Source organism: Serratia sp. CY47444 (assembly GCF_052168635.1).
In the GTDB taxonomy this organism is placed as follows: domain Bacteria; phylum Pseudomonadota; class Gammaproteobacteria; order Enterobacterales; family Enterobacteriaceae; genus Serratia; species Serratia bockelmannii.
In genome coordinates this window covers 20,371-41,010 of the sequence record NZ_JBJNMH010000024.1, presented here as the reverse complement: position 1 = coordinate 41,010, position 20,640 = coordinate 20,371, and the positions used below count along the sequence as shown (strand labels likewise).

At 58.1% G+C, this 20,640-nt stretch carries 8 protein-coding genes; all 8 read left to right on the top strand.

Translation table 11 applies throughout. The features are described 5' to 3' along the window. Window positions 1-27: 27 nt before the first annotated feature. Genes ACJ8IL_RS22715 through ACJ8IL_RS22680 form a run of 8 tightly spaced genes read left to right on the top strand, consistent with a single transcriptional unit; the run spans window position 28 to window position 20,637 of the window. Entirely contained in the window at window positions 28-2,625 is a 2,598-nt protein-coding gene (locus tag ACJ8IL_RS22715) for a beta-ketoacyl synthase N-terminal-like domain-containing protein (RefSeq protein WP_442516858.1), read from the top strand. Window positions 2,626-2,637: 12 nt separating this feature from the next. After that, complete coding sequence (gene clbD / locus ACJ8IL_RS22710; RefSeq protein ID WP_206357876.1) at window positions 2,638-3,501, top strand: colibactin biosynthesis dehydrogenase ClbD; 864 nt, start codon at window positions 2,638-2,640, stop codon at window positions 3,499-3,501. Between the two features lie 33 nt (window positions 3,502-3,534). After that, window positions 3,535-3,783 (top strand): colibactin biosynthesis aminomalonyl-acyl carrier protein ClbE, encoded by a 249-nt coding sequence (gene clbE, locus ACJ8IL_RS22705; protein WP_265838627.1) that lies wholly within the window; start codon window positions 3,535-3,537, stop codon window positions 3,781-3,783. 3 nt (window positions 3,784-3,786) lie between these two features. Continuing rightward, on the top strand, window positions 3,787-4,926 hold the full coding sequence (clbF, locus tag ACJ8IL_RS22700) for a colibactin biosynthesis dehydrogenase ClbF (RefSeq protein WP_265838628.1): 1,140 nt from the start codon (window positions 3,787-3,789) through the stop codon (window positions 4,924-4,926). After that, a complete protein-coding gene (locus ACJ8IL_RS22695) occupies window positions 4,923-6,176 on the top strand; it encodes an ACP S-malonyltransferase (protein ID WP_206357879.1) in 1,254 nt (417 codons plus the stop codon). The genes clbF and ACJ8IL_RS22695 overlap by 4 nt, the downstream gene beginning before the upstream one ends. A 47-nt stretch (window positions 6,177-6,223) precedes the next feature. Beyond that, window positions 6,224-11,017 carry an amino acid adenylation domain-containing protein gene (locus tag ACJ8IL_RS22690; protein ID WP_442516857.1) on the top strand — a complete coding sequence of 1,598 codons (4,794 nt, stop codon included), beginning with the start codon at window positions 6,224-6,226 and terminating at the stop codon, window positions 11,015-11,017. Between the two features lie 47 nt (window positions 11,018-11,064). After that, complete coding sequence (gene clbI / locus ACJ8IL_RS22685) at window positions 11,065-14,097, top strand: colibactin polyketide synthase ClbI (protein ID WP_442516856.1); 3,033 nt, start codon at window positions 11,065-11,067, stop codon at window positions 14,095-14,097. 60 nt (window positions 14,098-14,157) lie between these two features. Further along, entirely contained in the window at window positions 14,158-20,637 is a 6,480-nt protein-coding gene (locus tag ACJ8IL_RS22680; protein WP_442516855.1) for an amino acid adenylation domain-containing protein, read from the top strand. Window positions 20,638-20,640 lie beyond the last annotated feature (3 nt).

Genomic DNA, 20,640 nt, shown 5'->3' with positions numbered 1-20,640 from the left:
CGCCCCTGCTAACAGGTAGAGAAGACTATGGAATACGCAAGCGAAACGAACGGTATGGAAGTCGCTATCGTTGGCATGGCGGTTCGTTTTCCCCAATCTAATACGTTGAGTGAGTATTGGTCGAACATTGTTCAGGCCAAAGAGTGTGTCACCTTTTTCAGCGAGCAGGCGCTGCTCGCCGAGGGTATCGACCAGGCGACATTGGATAACCCCAACTATGTGCGTGCCAAACCTTACATTGAGGGCGTGTGCGACTTTGACGCCGCGTTTTTTGGCTATAGCCACAAAGAGGCGCAGACGCTGGATCCCAAATCCAGAGTGCTGCATGAGGTCGCCTACCATGCGCTGGAAGATGCAGGCTATGCTCAGCGAGCCTGCGAACAGGTGACGGGCGTTTTCCTCGGCGCTTCGGAGGATGTTGAGTGGTTGCGCCGTTCAATGTCACAGATCGAAGGCGATGCGCTGACCCGTTTTTCCTCCGGCATTTATGGTCATAAAGATCTGATCGCGCATTTCATCGCCTACAGCCTGAACCTCAGCGGCCCGGTGTATAGCCTTTATACCAGCTGTTCCACCTCCCTGAGCGCGACCCACGTGGCGTGCCGCAGCCTGTTATTTGGCGAGTGCGATCTGGCGCTGGCTGGGGGCATCACCATCGATTTGCCGCAAAAATCGGGCTATTACTGCCAGCAGGGCATGATCCATGCGACGGATGGACACTGTCGACCTTTCGATACTCACGCCTCTGGCACACTTTTTGGTGACGGTGCCGGTGTGGTGGTGCTCAGGCGTCTTGAGGACGCACTCGCCGCGGGGGATCGCATCTATGCGGTGATCCGCGGTAGTGCGGTCAACAATGACGGCAACCAAAAAATGGGCTTTGCTGCACCCGGCCATGAAGGACAGAAGAAGGTCATTCGTGACGCCTGCAATCTGGCTGACGTCAGCACGGAAAGTATTGGCTATGTGGAAACGCATGGTACGGGCACCCGCATCGGCGATCCTATCGAATTCGCCGCGCTGACGGAGGCCTTTGATACGCCGCAGCGTCACTACTGCGCGCTCGGGGCGGTGAAAGCCAACATCGGGCATACCCACGCGGCGGCTGGCGTAGCGGGGTTAATCAAAACAGCACTGGCTCTCTATAAACGCACCATTCCGCCGCTGGCTAACTACCAGACGCCGAACCCGAAACTGGATCTGCAACACTCCCCATTTTATATCCCGACGCGGGCGCTAGCTTGGCCGGAACTGGGGACGCCGCCGCGCGCGGGCGTAAGCTCTTTTGGGATCGGCGGCACCAACGTCCACATGATTCTGGAGGCAGCGCAGCCTGCCGCGCGCGACAGCAACAAGGCGCAACGGGTGTTTATTCCCCTCTCCGCGCCATCGCCCGCGCAACTCGACCGCATAACTCAACAGATGGCGGCGTTGCTGAACGATGCCGATGCGAGTGAAGTAGCCTATACGCAACAGGTGGTGAGACCCGCGTTTGACTGTCGGCGCGTAGTGCAGGTCGATGGCGACGGCACGCAGACGGTACTGGCGGCATTGAAAGACAGTATGCCACTGGCAGCATGGGGCAGGCATTGCCCCGACTTGCGCACCGAGGCAGACAGCGCTAACGCGCGCCTATTGGCGCATTCAGCCGTCTACCAACGGGAGGAGGCAGCGCTTGTGGCGATGCTTGATGAACATATGTTACCGCCGGGGTATCGCAGTGACGCCGGTTTGTGGGCGCAGGCGGAAGCGGGCAGCCTGCTGGCGAGAGGATGTCTGACGATCGCTGCGCTGAAAACCTGGATGACGCTGTTGCCTGCGCTCAACGTACTCTCCGGGAGCGGCACGGGCATCCTGCCCGCCGCTGCCGCCACGGGGGTGATGGCCACGCAGGATGTCTTGCGCATGCTGTGGGCGCTGGATAACAAGGCGCAACGCCTCAGTATCCCCGAAAGGCACCCGCCGACCAGCGGTTACACGTTGGCCTGGCAGGGACGGGCGCTGCGCAATGAACAGCACGATGATCTCGGATTCTGGAGCGAAGCACTGCTGGCGAACGCTGTACCAAGTGGTCAACGGGATCCGGGCATCAACTGGCTCACGCTGCCGTCGGACGCGGAGGATAGCCTGGCGGCGCTGCGAACGATTGCTCAACTCTGGGGGGCTGGTTTTAACGTCAATTGGGCCGCGTGGTACGGGGATCACGTGCCGCAGCGCGGTTGCGCGTCCGCCTATCCTTTCGAACATACCTATTATCCTTTGCCTGCGCGAACCTGTGCGGCGGCAAGCGCCGAGCCGACGCAGGAGCAGGAAGTAAGCCGCAGTTACCAGACGCGGCCGACATTAAGTGTGCCCTTCGTCGCTGCGCAAACGCCGGCCATGAAGCACATCACCGGGCTGATGGAGCAGATTCTGGAACTCAAACCCGTCGGACTGGACGATGACTTTTTTGAACTGGGTGGGCACTCGCTACTGGTCACACAATTAACCTCTCGTCTGGAGCGTGATTATAACGTGCGCATCGATCTGGTGGCGTTAATGGAAACCCCCAATCCGCGCAGTATCTATGCGCATATTGCGGCGCAATTGGGCGGTGAAGACAACCTGGAAGCAGCCAATCAGTAAAGGAGCAAAATAATGAACGTCGCGGTAATAGGTGCAGGAGTCATGGGCACGGGCGTCGCCCATAATATGGCACAATATGGTATATCGACCACTGTTGTGGATATTTCACCGACGCAGTTGGTTAATTGTCAGAAGTCCATTAGCGCCAATTTACGTTTATATCACTTTCACCCGCAGCATAAAGCAAACGACAGTAGCGTGGCGAAAGTGATGGAAAATATCCGATTCACTACCGAGTTAAGTGATATTTCACATTGTGATCTGGTGATTGAAAATATTACTGAAGATATCCACCAGAAAAACGCGCTATACGCCAAACTGAATATGATCTGTTCTGCTGATACGGTATATGGTGTTAATACCTCTGCCATTTCCATTACGGCAATTTCAAAATTGATGCAGCGGCCAGAAAATGTGGTTGGTGTCCATTTTATGAATCCAGTGCCGTTGATGCATACCGTTGAGATGATTCGTGGGGTACATACTTCACCGCAGGCGCTGGATGTTTTTCATCGCTTATTTTCGCAGATCAATAAAACCGGCATTGTGGTGAATGACTCCCCAGGATTTGTCACCAATCGCGCGATGATGATTTTTGTAAACGAAGCGATTTTCATGCTGCAAGAAAATGTCGCCACCGCAGAAGACATAGATACGCTGTTTAAAACCTGTTTCGGTCACAAGATGGGGCCGCTGCAAACCGCTGATTTGATCGGGCTGGACACTATCCTGCAATCGTTGCAGGTGCTGTACAACAGTTTTAATGACGACAAGTATCGCCCCTGTTTCTTATTAAAGAAAATGGTTGATGCCGGGTATTTGGGCACGAAGTCAGGGCAGGGTTTTTATTGCTACCAACAATCGTATTTACTGTAATTGAATTCGGGTTAATGCTATAGGGATGTGATTATGGAAACGCAAGAAATGAAAACGGCTATTCGTCAATTCCTCTCCCGTTCTTTGCGCGGGTACACCTTGAATGACGATGATGATATTTTTTCTCTTGGGCTGGTGCACTCACTGTTTACTGTTCAAATCATTCTATTTATCGAGAAAACATTCCAGATTGAACTGGAGGTGAGTGAGCTGAAAATAGAACAGATCGCCACCGTTAATAAAATGGTTGAGCTTATTCAGCGGCAAGCCTGCCCGGAGTGAAATATGACTAACGAGTATTATAATCTTGTCCGACAAGAGGCGCAGCTATTTGCGAAAAGGTCTCTTTCGAATGCTGCGGCAGAGATAGAACGCCAGCAGTTTATTGCGCCAGAGATAATTTCGCTATTGGCACAGGCGGGTTATTTAGGGGTTTCAATCGCGAAAAAATATGGCGGCAGCCAATTTGACTCTTATCAACTGTGCGCGTTGCATGAGGTGATGGCGGGTGTGCACGGATCCCTGGAAAATCTCATCACCGTCACGGGCATGGTGAGCGTGCCGCTCCAGCGTGCGGGCAGCGTAGCGCAAAAGCAGTATTACCTACCGAAGTTGGTGACGGGCGAACTGACGGGGGCGATTGCTCTGACAGAGCCTAACATCGGCAGCGATTTGATGAACGTAGAAACCGAATTGCAGCAGGATGGCGATGACTGGTTGCTAACCGGCCGAAAAAAATGGATCACCCTGGGGCAGATTGCGGATTTCTTTATCGTGCTGGCTCGATGCGGCAATCAGTTGGCGACGGTGCTGATCGACCGCAACACCGAGGGCTTCACCATCACCCCCATCAACGACATGCTTGGGCTGCGTGGCAATATGCTCGCGGAACTGCATTTTGACCGTTGTCGCCTGAAGCCGGACGCGCTGCTTGGTCAGCTCACGTCGAGCGTACCGCTGGCGGTCAATTTTGCGCTCAACGAAGGGCGTTTCACCACGGCCTGTGGCAGCCTCGGATTGTGTCAGGCCGCCGTGGATGTCGCGGCACGCTACATCCGTCAGCGCAAGCAATTCAAGCGCCGGTTGTTTTCCCACGGCATTGTCCAGCACATCTTCACTACCATGCTGACCCAAACCCGAACCGCGCGGCTGATGTGTTTCAGCGCGGCAGAATATCGGGAGAGCCTGCATGGAGAAATGATTAACGAAACATTGATGGCGAAGTATGTCGCTTCCAAAGCGGCAGTGGAGGTCACAGGAAACGCGGTCCAACTCCTCGGAGCCAATGGTTGCCATGCTGATTACGCGGTCGAGCGTTACTACCGCGATGCCAAAATCATGGAGATCATTGAAGGAACATCGCAAATCCATGAAATACAGATTGCCATGAATTACATGATGGGCAGTAAGGGGAGCGAGGGATGACGCAGCCATTGGCGTTGGTATTCCCCGGTTCGGGTTCGCAATACGTCGGCATGGCCAAGCGACTTTATGAGCGTTACCCGCAGGTACGGATACTGTTTGAGGAAGCCAGCCATGTCGCGAAACAGGATATGGCGGCGCTGTGTCTGTCTGGCAATATTATTCGGCTTTCCGAACCCACGGTCATGGCAGTCGCGATATATACCACCAGCGTGGCGCATTATTTGGCCTTCGAGCAGTTCCTGGCACTGACCGATACCGACGCCACCGTGGAGTATATGCTGGGTCATAGCCTAGGTGAATATGCGGCATTGACCTGTAGCGGTGCACTCAGTTTTTCCCAAACGCTGGAACTGGTGGCAATGCGCAGTCGCTTAGCCAGCCACATCGCCCAGGAGATGGATGCCGGAACCTCCATTATCAAACAGGGCAATCTTGCTCTGGTGGAGGCGGCATGTGACGCGGCGGTACGCGAAACCCGGCAACAGGTCGCTATCGCCTGCTTCAACTCACCCAAACAATTCATGCTGTCCGGGCACAACGCCGCCATCATCGCCGCCGAACAGTACCTGCTGGATCACGATCCTTTGGTTCAGGTTGTGCCATTGATCGGCGGCGTTCCCTACCACAGCGCGCTGCTGCATCAATACGGACAGCCACTGCGTCAAGCGCTGGATCGTTGCGATTGGCATAAGCCGCGCTGTCAGGTGATCGCCAATGTCAGCGCCCAGCCGTATCCCGACAACCAGATCATGGCACCCTGGCTGGAGCAGCAACTGTCTCAGCCGGTGCAGTGGCAGCGCTCTCTGGCGTATGTCGCGGCTAAGCAGGCTCCCATCGCGATAGAGATTGGCCCGCAAAGCGTACTGAAAAACCTCCTATTGGAAAACGCGTATCCGGCACAGGTCTACGCCTTTGACGATCGTCAGGATCGTGAGCGGCTGGCGCAGGCACTGCAACGCCCAGTGCCCGACGCCGACCGACGCCAGCGCGTGATACGGCTAACCAACGCCATCACCGCAACCCGTCATCACTGCGCAGGCGATGCGCAGGCCAATGCGCAATTGACGACGCTGCTGGGCCAATTTTTCAGTCGCGTTCAGCAGGTTGAGCAGCGCGGCGCGGCTAGCGATGACGATATTGCTTTTCTCAACGCTCTGCTTGAGCAGGGATTTCTTCTGAAAGGAAGCAGTCAGGCCGAGAGAGACGCATGTCGGGCGACACTGGCTGATGATAACGGATGGCATGAATAACCCCACTCGCCATCGTATGTATTTATACCTCTCTGAGGGACAGGTTTATGGAACAGGAAGGGACAACAGGGCAGCCATTCGCAGGTGACCTGACGATAGTCGACTATCTGTATCGTATTGCTGGTGAATATGCAGAAAAAACCGCCGTTTTTATGGCTGATGTGGCGCTGACTTACCGCGAGCTGAACCAGCGTTCTAATCAGTTGGCGCATTATCTGCGTCAGCAAGGCGTCGGCGAAGACAGCGTGGTGGCGATACTCCTGCCCCGCGGCATGGAGATGCTCATCGCCATTTTTGGTATCGTGAAGGCGGGGGGGGCCTACTTGCCTCTGGCACTCAGTGCGCCGCGCAGCCGGATCGACACGGTGCTTGACAACAGCGCCGCCACGCATTTGATTAGCGCTGATGACGGTCAACGCTGGCCTATCCCTAGCGTGCAGGTTGATGACTCGGCGGTGCGAGAGATGCCGGTAGACGACCTGCTGTACCGCCCGCATCCACAGCAACTGGCTTACGTTATTTACACCTCCGGCTCCACCGGTATGCCAAAAGGGGTGGCGACAGAACATGGTGCGTTGCTGAACCGCATTGTATGGATGCAGAACGCCTACGCCATCACCGACCAGGATGTCCTGTTCCAGAAGACGGTCTACACCTTTGACGTGTCCGTATGGGAGATGTTCTGGTGGGCGATGTACGGCGCATCGGTGGTGCTGTTGCCGTCCGGGTTAGAGAGCGATCCCCGCACACTGGTGCGGTTAATCCAGCGCCATCGGGTGTCAGTGGTGCACTTTGTTCCCTCGATGCTCAACCTGTTTATCGAGTATCTGTCGATCAAGCAGGACGCGAGTCTGACCGCGTCTTTGCGATGGGTGTTCGCCAGCGGCGAGAAGCTGACCACCTACAGTGTCACCAACTTCTATCAGGCGGTGGAGCAGAGCGCGTTGGTCAACCTTTATGGTCCGACCGAAGCCGCGATTGATGTCAGTCATCACTGTTGTCAACGTGGGCAGGAATATCGCGATATTCCCATCGGGCAGGAGATTGACGGCTGCCGTCTTTATGTACTGGATGATGATCTAAACCCGGTGGCGGACGGTGAAGAAGGGGAACTCTATATCGCTGGCGTCGGGCTGGCGCGGGGCTATCTGAATAATCCGGCGCTGACTCAGCGTCACTTCTTCATCCACTCCTCGCTATATCATGGCGGGCGTCAGGAGCGCCTGTATAAAACCGGCGATCTGGTTTGGCGCGATGGTCAAACCCAGCAGATTCATTACATTGGGCGCAATGATTTTCAGATTAAAATCAGAGGATTGCGCGTTGAGCTGGGCGAAATTGAAACCCATGTTATGCGTTTGTCTGGCGTACAACAGGCGGCCGTTGTCGCCGATCAGGAAGATCTTGACCACCAGCTGATTTACGCCTTTGTAGTCGGTTCGTCTCCGCTCAACCTTGACGCATTGCTTGCCTCCCTGTCGCACACTCTGCCGGACTACATGTTGCCAAATCGACTAGTGGCGCTGTCTACACTGCCGCTCTCCGCCAATGGCAAATGCGATCGTAAAACGCTGATCGCGATCGCTCGTGCGCACTCGGCTATCTGCGTTGATCTCTGCGATACGCCAGCCGTGAGCTATTACTCGCTGTCGCCGGTGCAGGAGTCGATGTGGTTTATGCAACAACTGGCACCGGATGCGGCGTTGTACAACAACCCTGCGGCGTTGCTGCTTGACGGGGTGCTCGATCGCGTTCGGCTCAACGAGGCCATCAGGCAGTTAATGACCCGGCATACGCTGCTGCGCGCGACAGCGGATAGCCGAGACGGAAAGCCGGTGCTGGCTATCCCGTCGCAGGTATCGCCAACGCTGCTGGAGACGGCGCTGCTACCGCAGGCCGAAGATGCGCTTGCGCTGCAAAGGCAGATTAACTCGCGGGCTGCGCAGCCGATGCCGTTGACGCCCGGCATGCCGCTGTGTCGGTTTGAACTGCTGGCGATCAATGATGTGCGTAACGTACTGCTGATCCATTTACACCATATTATCAGTGACGGCTGGTCGAAAGGCGTTCTGCTGCGTGAGTTGCAGGCTGTCTATAACGGTGAGTCGTTGGCCGAGGATCCGCCGCTTGAGTACGCCGAGTATCTCCTTCAGCACGAGGATTGGCGGCACAGCGAGCAATACCAGAACGATGTGCGTTACTGGCGTGACACGCTGAGCGGAACACTCCCCATTCTTGATATTCCCGGCGATCGACCGCGGCATCATATTGCCCGCCACCAAGGGGCGTTTATCGCGTTTGAACTGCCTGCGCCTACCACTGAATTAGTGGTCGCGTCGGCGCGCACGCAGCGGGTCTCGCTGTACAACTATCTGCTGGCGGTATTCCTGTTGTTGTTGCAGCGCAATGCGCGCCAGCAGACATATATCGTGGGGATGCCGATTGCGGGCCGTTTGTCTCAGGAGATGGAGCGGCTCGTCGCCCCGCTGGTCAACGTGCTGCCGCTACGCTTGAGCCTCGATGAGGACATCTCCTTTCAGGCGCTGGTTCAGGCGGTGAGAACGCAGCTATTTGAAGCTTTCAAGCACCAACGTCTGGGATTTGACGAGATCGCGCGCACACTGAACGTTGACCGCAGCACGGGGCATTTTCCGGTTTATCAATGCATGTTCCAACTGGACAATATGCCGCTGACGCTCCCGGCACTAAATGGTCTCACTGTGACGCCGCTGCTCTTGGACACCGGAGCGTCGCAAGTGGATATCTCGCTGAGCATGCAGCATATCGACGGGCGGATAACGGGCACCTTTGAGTACGACGCCGGGCTGTATACGCCGGAGCGAATTCAAACTCTGGTCGAACAATTCTGCGACCTGCTTGATGACGCGGGCCGCCAGCCGACGCTCCCGTTACGCGATCTGCTCGGTTTCAGCCCGCGCGAATACGCCTGGCTTGAGCGACAGAATGCGACGAATGTGCCACTGCCGTCGGCGGATAACCTACTGGAATTGATCCTGCCGCATTGCCAACAGCGCCCAGCGGATGTGGCATTACGCCACGGCGATGCCGCAATGACCTACTCCGAACTGCAACAGGCCATTGCGCGACTGCGGGCGTGGCTAGGTGAGCAGGGCGTTCGGCGTGGGGATTATGTTCCCGTCATGCTGCCGCTTTCAGTCGACCTGATTGTCGTACAACTGGCGCTGCTGTCGCTCGGTGCCGCCTATGTCCCCCTCGACAGCGACGCGCCAGCAGAGCGTAACGCGCGCATTTTGGCACAGGTGGCATCGCGTTTGCTGCTGGTGGCTCAACCGGAGACAGAACACAACGCGGGAGCGCTATGCTCGGTGGCCGTGCCTGACTGGCGCACTCTGCGGGCTGAAGAGAGTGCATCGCTCCTGTGCGTGACGGCAGATGTTCAGGATGCGGATGCGGTGGTCATCTTCACCTCAGGCACCACTGGCCTGCCCAAAGGCGTCAGGCTGACCCAGCGAAACCTGATCAACCTGATTGCATCATTTATCACTTCTTACCAAGTGACGCGGCAGGATGTGCTGCTCCCCATTACCTCTGTAGCCTCTGCCAGTTTTGTCGGCGAGGTGCTGCCCGTGCTTTCGGCGGGGGGCACGCTGGTGCTGGCGGAGAAAACGCAGAGTCTGGATGCCGAGGCCTTTATCGCCTTGTTGGCGGCGCAGCATGTCACCATCGTCAGCACGACGCCGTCGCTCTCAGCCAGCCTTTCATCACTGGCTAACGCCATGGGATCGCTGCGCCTGTTCCTGTGCGGTGGCGAAGCGCTGGACTATGCGCAGATCGCGCCGCTGCTGGCACGAATGACAGTGGTAAACGGTTATGGCCTCACCGAAAGCGGCATTTGTTCCACTTACCATGTGGTGACGCGTCGGGCGGCACAGGAGCAAGGCTCGCTGCCCATCGGCCGTCCTATCCAGAATACTCAGGCGTACATTGTTGATGCGCATCACCGTCTGGTTCCACCGGGAGCCAGTGGGGAGCTGTGCTTTTCGGGCGCGGGGATATCGCCTGGCTACCTCGATGCACAACAGGACGGCGCGCGCTTTGTAAATTTACCCGAGCAGCCCGGTGTGCGGGTACTGAAAACGGGGGATCGCGCCCGGTGGGCTGTCGACGGCACGCTGTTCTATCTCGGAAGAGAGGATCGACAAGTGCAGATCCGCGGTCATCGGGTTGAGATTGGCGAAGTAGAAAGCCTGATGAAGCAGCATCCGGATATCGCTGATGTATGGGTCGAGGTGCGGCGCAATGCGATAGCGACACCGATATTGGTGGCGTTTTATGTCAGCGCCAACGGCATATCGCTGGATGCACAACACCTGCGCGTTTGGCTCAGTCTGCGTTTACCTCTGCATATGCTGCCGTTGATCTACCTGCCACTCGCGGCCTTGCCGTTAGGGGTGAACGGCAAAATTGATCCTCACCGCTTACCGGATGTTGACCTGAGCCAGCTTGATGCGCCGGGTGAATACGTCCCACCCGCCAATAAACTGGAGCAGCATCTGGCGGCGATCTGGCGTCATTTGCTTGGGCTTGAGCAGGTGAGTACCACCACCAATTTCTTCGACCTTGGCGGGCATTCGCTGCTTCTGGTGCAAATGCAGCAAATGATCGGACAGCTATGCGACCAGCGGGTTTCGTTAGTCGATCTGCTGCGCTTCACCACCATTAAACGCTTGGCGGACTATCTGCAGACACCCGCGTCAATGCAGGGCACCACGGGTACCCAGGAACAGCAACGGGCGGAAAAGCAGCGTTCGGCCTTTCATTCTGAACGCTGGGGAACAAAAACCCGCGTCAGTAAATAATTCAGCTCACTGAATGCGTGACAAACCTGAAAACAGGGGAGAGCAACATGGCAGAGAATGATTTTGGTGTGGCCATCATTGGGATGGCCGGGCGTTTTCCTCAGGCCGATACGGTGCAGGCGTTTTGGGAAAACTTGATGGCGAGCCGAGAATGCATCTCCTTCTACAGTGATGAGGAGCTGCTGGCGATGGGGATCAGCCCCGAATTTATTCAGCATCCTGATTATGTGAAGGCCAAGGGGGAAGTCGCTGATATTGACAAGTTTGATGCCGCCTTTTTCGGTATCGCGCCCAGAGAGGCGGAACTGACGGATCCTCAGCACCGTGTACTGCTGGAAACCGCGTGGGCGGCGTTTGAAGATGCAGGGTATGTGGCTGCGGACTATCCGGGAGATGTGGGTATCTTTGCCGGTAAAAGCATGGATTCATACCTGATGTTGAATTTGATGCCGCACTTTAAGCGGGTGTTCTCTTCCGGCAGTTTGCAGGCGGCGATTGGCAACGACAAAGACAGCATTACCACCACTATAGCCTATCACCTCAACCTGCGCGGCCCGGCGATCACCGTACAAACCTCCTCGTCGACCTCACTGGTGGCGGTCTGCGTTGCTTGCCAAAGTCTGCTGACCTGGCAATGCGATATGGCGATCGCTGGCGGTGTGACGCTAGGGCCACCGGCGAAAACGGGCTATCTGGCGCAGGAAGGGGGCATCACCGCCTCCGATGGGCATTGCCGGGCGTTTTCCGATAACAGCAGCGGTTTTGTTCCCGGCACTGGCGCGGGTCTGGTGGTGTTAAAGCGCGTGGATGAAGCGCTGCGCGATGGCGACAACATCTATGCCGTCATTAAAGGTTTTGCCGTCAATAATGACGGCGCGGAAAAGATAAGTTATACCGCGCCGAGCGTCGATGCGCAGGCGCGCGCTATCGCGCAGGCACAGCGGCTGGCAGGGGTGGAACCGAGAGACATCACCTATGTGGAAGCCCATGGCACCGGCACCCGGCTGGGCGATCCCGTTGAATTTGCTGCATTGAGCCGTGCCTTCGGCGACGGCCCGGAGAAACAGTACTGTGCGCTCGGCTCGGTAAAAACCAACATTGGCCATCTGGATACCGCCGCGGGCGTTACCGGATTGATTAAGACCGCGCTGGCGGTTCATCACGGAAAAATTCCGGCCACGCTCCATTTTGAACGACCTAATGCGCAGATCGATCTGGTGCACAGTCCGTTTTACATCAATACCCAGTGTCAGGAATGGCGGCCGGAGAGTGGAATTCGCAGGGCGGGGGTCACCTCGCTCGGTATGGGCGGTACCAATGCGCATGTTGTGGTTGAGCAAGCGCCTGAGCCGATCGGGAAGACGCGTGCCGACGCACCGACATATTGCATTCTGTCGTTTTCCGCTCGCACAGACAGTGCGTTATCTAACGGGTTGGCGCGTTTTGCCACTTACCTACAGCATGCACCGCTGGCGGATAAACGGGATGTGGCCTGGACTTTGGCGCAGGGGAGAAAAGCCTTTACCCATCGAGTGGCTGTCGTGAGCGATGACCTGCGTGCCACCGGGGCGCTGCTGGCACAAGCGGCGGCCACGCCGTTTGCCCAGGGTATTGCCAGAACACAGCCTGGGCTGGGGCTGCTGTTCTCTGGGCAGGGAAGCCAGTATCAGCGCATGGGGCATCAGCTTTATGGCGAGTGGCCGGTCTACGCCGCCGCATTGGATCGCTGTGCCGATATTCTGGCGCGGGAATGCGGGCTGGATATCCGCCATGAGCTGTTCGCCGCCGAGGTGTCACCGGCGCAGGCTGAGCGTCTGGCGCAAACCCGGTTAACGCAGCCACTGTTGTTCAGCGTCGAGTATGCGCTGGCGCAACTGTGGCTCAGTTGGGGCATTCGCCCTGCGGTGATGATCGGGCATTCGCTTGGCGAATGGGTGGCGGCAACGCTGGCCGGGGTGTTCTCCCTCGACGATGCGCTGCGGCTGGTGGCGCGGCGGGCGGAGCTGATGCACCGTGCGCCTACGGGTGCCATGCTGATGGTGGCGCTGCCAGAGGCCGAAGCCCGTGCGCTGGCTCAGCGACCGGTGGCGCTTGCCGCCGTCAACTCCCCCGGCTATTCGGTGCTCTCCGGCCCTGACGCGGCGATCCACGCCATCAGCCAGCGCCTGACGCAGCAGAATGTCATCAACAAATTGCTGCATACCTCGCACGCGTTCCACTCCAGCATGATGCAGGACGCGGCGCAGGCCTTCCGCTCGGCGTTCGATAACGTGCGCCTCAATCCGCCGTCTTTAGACATTATTTCTACCGCAACTGGTGCCCGGGTTAACGCCGAGACGTTGACGACCGCCAACTATTGGATCCAGCAGATGCTGATGCCGGTGCAATTTTCCGCAGCGCTGCGAGTGGCGCAGGAGACCATCGACTGCGACTTCCTTGAAGTCGGCCCTGGCGCGACGCTGACGCGGTTGGCGAATGGTCACGCCTTGGGAGAACGCCTCGCATGGAGTTCTCTGCCGGTCGGCGTCAGTGGCAGCGATGAGAATAAACATATTCTGGAGACCGTGGCTGCGCTGTGGACGAGAGGACATGACATCGACTGGTCCGCCTTTGCCGGTGATCAGCCGCGCCGCGTCTCGCTTCCAACCTATCAGTTCGATAAAACCCGCTACTGGATCCCCAGCCCTGAAGAACAGGGGCTGGTGCCACAGCCCGTGGACGAGCCGGGCATTATTGCTCACCCAGAGACGCGCGCCAGCAGGCAGCCACGCCCCGCATTTACGGTGCCCTATGCCGGTGCGGAAACCGAGACGCAACGCGAGCTATTGGCGCTTTGTGAAACCTTGCTCGGCATTGATGGTTTAGGGATTGATGACAATTTCTTCGAGGCCGGTGGGCACTCGCTGATGCTGGGCATGCTGTTGGCTCAGGTACAGGAAACATTCGCCGTCACACTCTCGTTTATCGACTTGATGGAAGACACCAGCGTGCGTGCACTGGCGCGCCTGATCGATCAGGAGCGAGAGGCGAGTGGAGAGTCTACGCTGGCGACGCTGGTCAACGAGATGATCAAAGAGTGAACCGATCCGCAGGTGCGGCAATGGCCGTTTTCTTCACAGTAGTGATAAGGGAAGACAGTAATGACGATGCAGCATGCCGCACTGGCGCGGACGCTTTCAGCGGATAAAAAGCAACAGTTGCTACGGCAACTGGCACAGGCGGGGGTTTCCCCAGTTCGCATTCCGATCGTCAAGGCGGATAACGGGCAGAGGATCCCGCTGTCGTTTAATCAGGAGCAGCTATGGTTTTTGCAGCAATATGATAGCGCGGCCACCAATTACAATCTGTATCTGGTGTATCGGATCCAGGGTGTCATTGATCGCCACATAATGAATCAGGCGTTTAGCCGCGTGCAGACGCGTCACGCGATTTTACGCACGCGCTTTGTTGTGCAGGACGACGGCCCCTGTCAGATTATCGACGATGCATCCGCGCTGACGCTGGAGACGCTCACACTGCCTGCGCAGGCGTCGGCTGCGCAGCGTGATGCGGCGATTCAGGCGGTGATAAACACGCCGTTCGATCTTGTCCAGGGGCCGCTGTTGGTCGTGAAACAGATCGTCCAGCCGGGTCAGGAGAGCCATCTGGTGTTCTGTGCACACCATCTGATTATTGATGGGATCTCGCTGCGGCTGCTGTTTGACGAGTTGCAACAGCAGTATGCACGGCTGAAAGAGGGGGATACCACGCCGCTGTCGCCTCCGGCGCTACAGTACGCAGACTATGCCTGTTGGCAGCGCGAGTGGTTTCAGGAAACGCTGCTGGCCGCCGATCTGGCACACTGGCGCGAGCGTTTGCAGGATGCGCCCATTCTGTCAACCTTCCCGGCAATGCGGCCTCGCCCCGTGGAGCCTTCCCGGCAGGGCAGCCGCTGCTGTATCACGCTGGATGCTGAACTGAGCCACGCCATCAAACGCGTCGCTAGCGCGCAGGAAACTACGCCATTCGTGCTGCTGCTGACCGTCTTTAAACTGGTGCTGATGCGTTACACCGAGCAGCCGCGGCTGCTCATCGGCACGCCGGTCTCGGGGCGCATTCGTCCCGAGTTGATCAACAGTATCGGTTACTATGCCAGCACGGCCGTTATCTGTACTGATTTTAGCGCTGCGGTCACTGGGCTGGATGCGCTACAGCGAGTGAAGGCCAGCGTCAAAGAGACGTTAGGGCATCAACAGGTTCCATTTGAAACGCTATTGAATTGGCTGAACATTCCGCGCAATCCGTCTCATTCCCCGCTGTTTCAAATTTTGTATATCTACCATAACCAAGTCACCCAGCGCGCGTTTCCTTTTGCTGACGCGCAGTGGCAGCAGGTGGAGTATCACAACCAGTCCGTCAAGTACGATATGACGGTAGAAGTGTTTCAAAACGACGCCACGTTCGACGTGACCTTTGAGTATAACCTGGGGCTGTATGATGCCGATTTCATCCAACAGGTTGGCGAGGCGTTTCGTCAGCACTGCCGAGGGGTGACCGCCAGTCTCTATCAGCCGTTCAGCGCTATTTCTTTGCGCGTGCCGAATGCCGTTCACCCGGCGTGCCTGACGCTGAATGCCACCGACGTCGAGTGGCCCGCGCCGCACGATCTGCTGATGCGTATTGAACAGCACTGTGCGCAGCGTTCGGCGCAGGTTGCGATACAGCGCGGCAGCGACAGCGTGACCTGGGCCGAGCTGTGGGCGCGAGTGCAGAGCATCGCGGCTCATCTTGCCGCTCAGGGCGTGCAACCGGGCGATCGCATCGGTGTGTTTCTGCCGCGTCACAGTGATTTGATCGCCACGATGCTGGCGGTGTGGTACGTGGGCGCACTGTATGTGCCGTTTGACATCAATCAGCCCCCGGCGCGTTTGCGTCGTCTTATGCAGCGCGCGCGCCTCGCCTGCCTGGTGGTGCAGCAGGCGAATGAATATAGCGAGATAGCGCCGTTGCTGCTGTTGACGCCAACCCAACCAAACCCGATCCCCGTCCGTTGCCCGGTGCCGCGTGACGCACTGGCCTATATCCTGTTTACCTCCGGCAGTACCGGCGAACCGAAGGGCGTGAGCGTTACCCACCGTGGATTGCTGAACCTGTTGTTGGATATGCAGCGTACCTTTGCGGTTAGCGCGAACGATCGGCTGTTGTCGGTGACCACGCCCGCGTTTGATATCTCGTTTCTGGAGTATCTGTTGCCGCTGGTGTCTGGCGCGAGCCTGTATCTGGCCGATGCGGATCTGGCGGCGGATAGCTTTCGCATGGCTGCGCTGATTGCCGACTACCGTCCGACCCTGATGCAGGCTACGCCGTCGTTCTGGCAGGCGCTACTCACCACCGGGTGGCGCGGCGACCCGCAACTGTGCGTGCTGGCAGGCGGCGAAGCGCTGCCTACGCGGGTAGCACAGGGGTTATTAACCGGTTGCGCTGCGCTATGGAACCTGTACGGCCCGACGGAAACGACCATCTGGTCATTGAAATCGCGGGTGATGGACGCCAATTACATCACCCTCGGCACCCCCCTCGCCAATACGCGGATTTATATTCTTGATGACGAGGGAAATGAGGTGCCGCTGGGGGTTAACGGCGAGCTTTACATCGCCGGAGAGGGGGTCGCTCAGGGCTATGACGGGCAGCCTGAACTGAGCGCTCAGCGTTTCTTGCCTGAACCGGGGCATGCTGCGGGCGGGAAAATGTTCCGTACCGGCGATCTGGTCAGTCGCGATCTGCGGGGGCAAATACGCTTCATTGGGCGTAAAGATACCCAGATCAAACTGCGCGGTTATCGCATCGAGTTAGGTGAGATTGAGCGGGTGCTGGCGCAGCATCCTCAGATTACCAGCGCGGTGGTGGCCTGTATTGAGAGCGAGCCGCTGCAAAAGGTGTTGGCGGCCTCTGTCCTGACCACGGCGGATGGCGTGCAGTTCGACGCGTTGAAGCGCGATTTACAGCGGCAGTTGCCAGATTACATGATACCGACACTGTGGCGGCAGGTTGAGGCCTTTCCCCTTACGGCGAACGGAAAAATCGATCGTCAGCGGTTGGCGGCCACGTTTGTTGCCGATACGCCGCATGAGCCGCAAGAGAAACAGGATCTCAGTGAACGCGAACAGGCGCTGTTGACGCTGTGGATGCGCTTTCTCCCCATCAAGAGCCAGGATCCTGAACGTAATTTCTTTAGTCTGGGCGGTCACTCTCTGTTGGCGGTGGCGTTACTGGCGGAGATCAATCGCGTGTTTCACTGTGCGCTGACGCTGAAGGATATCTTCCACCACTCCAACGTTCGGGCGTTGAGCATACGTATCGCACAGCAGCAGTTGCAAGGCGTGCCAGCGCGCCAAGAAAGGATGGTTATTCACGACGATCCCGAGCACCGCAGTCAGCCGTTCCCGCTGACGGATGTTCAGCGTGCTTACTGGCTTGGCCGACAGGTAGGCGCCACGCCCGTTGCCACACACGTCTACCATGAGTTTGATGTCACCCAGTTTGATCTGGCGCGTTTTACCCAAGCGTTAACGGCATTAATTCAGCGCCATGAGATGCTGCGTGCGGTGGTATTGCCCGATGGCAATCAGCGCATCCTGCCGCAGGTGCCGGTCTATCGGCCTGATTACCGCGATCTGCGCCCTCTGACGCCGTCAGCGCGCAGTGTGGCGCTGGATGAGATCCGCGCCAGCCTGTCGCATAAAGTGCACGTTGCGCAGCGCTGGCCGCTGTTTGATTTCAGCTACTCGCAATGCACCGCGCAACAGGGCAGACTGCATTTCAGCCTCGACCTGCTGATCGCTGACGCGGTCAGTATGCGCACGTTACAGCAAGAGTTGATGACGCTGTATCTTCATCCCACCGCACCGCTGCCGACACCGCCTTTCTCATTCCGTGACTATGTGCAAGCGCTGCTGACCGAGCAGGCGGGGGATGCCTATTTGCGTGACAAGGCTTACTGGACGCAAGCCTTGACGCGGCTTTACGGCCCACCAGCACTGCCTGTACGCGGCGATTTGCTGCTGCTGCCCACCATCAAATTCGTTCGCCGTCGTCACTCCCTGTCGGCTCCAGCCTGGCGTGCTCTGACGGCATTGGCTCAGGCGTCGCGGCTGACCAAAACGGCGCTGCTGTTAACCGTCTTTAGTCAGGTGCTGGCGCGCTGGAGTCTCAGCCCGGCCTTTACCCTAAATCTGACGCTGTTCAATCGACCTGCTGGCTATCCGAATGCCGAGGCGGTGATCGGCGACTTTACCGCCGTCAGCCTGCTGAATATCCGCTATGACAGCCAGCGAGCCTACGCACACAACGCGCAGGATATTCAGGCGCAGCTTTGGGACGATCTTGATCATCGCCGTTACAGCGGCATCCGGGCGAACGAGGTACTGATACGCAGCGGTCGCTTCCAGGCACCGATGCCGGTGGTGTTTACCAGCGTGCTGGATAGGGCGGATGAGGCACCTGACGCCGACGTCCGCGAAGGTTTTACCCTGCGGTCAGAGGCCAATATTACCCAGACGCCGCAGGTCTGGCTCGATCATCAGGTGATGGAGCGGCAAGGTGAATTGCACTTTAACTGGGACGTTGTAGAAGCACTGTTCGACCCGATGGTGATCGATCAGATGTTTGCGACCTATTGCACCGCGCTGGAGGCGCTTGTTGATGCGCCGCAGCGCTGGACGGCACCCGTCAGTTTGCTGGCATTACCTCCCGTCAGTGCACCAGTGGAGCGTGCGCCCGCGCCGACGGCATTACTGCACCACGGGCTGTTGCGTCAGGCGGCACTGACGCCGCAGGCAACCGCGCTGATAACCTCGGCTCGCCACCTCACCTACGGCCAACTGTCGGCGGCGGCGGATGAGGTCGCCCGTTCACTGCACGCGCTGGGTGTGCGGCGCGGTGAACGCGTGGCGGTGATGATGAACAAAGGCTGGGAGCAGATTGCCGCCGTGCACGGCATCCTGCGGCTGGGCGGCGTCTATCTGCCTGTCGATCCGGCACTGCCGGTTCAGCGTCAGGCGCTGCTGCTGGCCGAGGGCGCGGTGCGGGCGCGCGTCACGCAGTCGCCTCTGCCCGCCACAGAAAACGCGCTGCCCACGGTGGTGGTCACGCCGCAGATGCTGGACGCGTGCGCCGCGCCGCTGGCGGTGCAGGAGGGCACGGCAACGGATCTCGCCTATATCATTTTCACCTCGGGCTCTACCGGCACCCCGAAAGGGGTGATGATCGACCACTGCGCCGCCATGAACACACTGGAGGATATCAACGCCCGCTTTGGCCTCAGCGCGCAGGATCGGCTGTTCGGGCTGTCGTCACTGAGCTTCGATCTGTCGGTGTACGACGCCTTCGCGCCGTTTATGGTCGGGGCGGCGCTGGTGCTGCCCGACGCGGGAGGCGAGAAAGATCCGCGTCACTGGCAGGAGATGATGGACATCGGCGACGTTAGCGTGTGGAACGCGGTTCCGGCGCTGATGCAGATGCTGTGTGAATACCACGGCGGAGGGCGCGGCCGTTGCCCGACGCTGCGTCTGGCGCTGCTGAGTGGCGACTGGATCCCGCTGACGCTGCCGGCACAGATGCGGGCGCGGCTCAATGAGGACATGGTCATCATCAGTCTGGGTGGGGCGACGGAGTGCGCGATCTGGTCGGTGTTCTACCGGATAGGCGAGGTCGCGCCGGAGTGGAAGAGCATTCCCTACGGCCGTGGGCTGCGCAACCAGCCGATGTATGTGCTGAATGAACGGCTGGAAGAGTGCCCGGTGGGGGTGGAAGGAGAAATCTGCATTGGGGGAATGGGGCTGGCGCAGGGCTACCTGAACGATGCAGAAAAAACGGCGGCAGGCTTTGTCTGGCGCGAGGCGAGCGGTGAACGGGTGTACCGCACCGGGGATCTGGGGCGCTATTTCGCCGACGGGCAGATTGCCTTTCTGGGTCGCAAAGATACTCAGGTGAAAGTGAATGGCTTTCGCGTCGAACTGGGCGAAATCAAGAGCCATCTTGAGCGGCTGGCCGTGGTCAACAGCGCGGCGGTGGTTTTCTATCAGGGGCACATCTACGCCTTTGTCACCACGGCGTCTCCCCGTAGCGGTGTCGCTGACAACGCCATGCTCGCTGCGGTGCTGGGGCAGTTAACCAACCAGTTGCCGTACTACATGGTTCCTCAAGGTCTCTATCTTCTCAACGCGCTACCGGTCACCCGCAACGGCAAGGTCGACCAGGCGGCTCTGATTCAGGAAGTCATCAAGCATATGGCGATACCCACACAAGAGGTGGCGATGGCGTGCACATCGCCGTGTGAACAGCAGGTGGCGGCGATCTGGTGCGAGGTGTTGCAGCGCCAGCAGGTCGGACTCAACGACAACTTTTTTGAAGCAGGCGGCGGATCGATCCAAATCGTGCTGATGCACCGCCGGATCGAAGAGACATTCAAGGTAACGGTGCCTATTGCTGAGCTGTTTCGCTTAACAACGGTGAAAAAAATTGCCGATTACTTACAGACGAGATTGGACGACGTGCCGGATGCGAGCCATGCGCAGCGCCGTGATGCATCCCAATCGCGCGCGCAGCAGCGGCTCCAGCGCCGTCACCAACGTCAACGTTAAGGA